The following is a 327-nucleotide window of genomic DNA, read 5'->3' as shown; positions in this document are numbered from 1 at the left end:
GAGAAGGCGGTCCATCAGATCATCGAAATGGTCCGCCTGGAGTCCTGCTCACTGCAACGCGCCTACACGGAGGTCGGTAAGCTGCTTGGAGTATCTCACCACACATTGCGGGCTTGGTACCGTGACAGCGCTTCAGTACGTGATGACTCCGACGCGTCAGGCGGCGAAACAATGGAAGAAGAGATCAAGCGTCTGCGCCGCGAAAACCGTGAGCTGAAGCGAGCAAACGGGATTCTTAAGACTGCTTCGGCTTTTTTCGCAGCGGAACTCGACCGACCCACGACCAAATGATCTCCTACATCGACACGTATAAAGATCAGTTTGGGG

The 327-nt window shown here is 55.0% G+C and carries 1 pseudogene; it reads left to right on the top strand.

Annotated elements, in window-relative coordinates:
- A pseudogene (locus tag CHU71_RS13215) lies at nucleotides 1–327 on the top strand (transposase); the annotation flags it as partial.

The sequence above is a fragment of the Corynebacterium sp. LK14 genome (assembly GCF_008042215.1).
GTDB lineage: Bacteria > Actinomycetota > Actinomycetes > Mycobacteriales > Mycobacteriaceae > Corynebacterium > Corynebacterium striatum.
The sequence above is the reverse complement of the archived record's forward strand: the minus strand, read 5'-3'. Positions and strand labels throughout refer to the sequence as shown.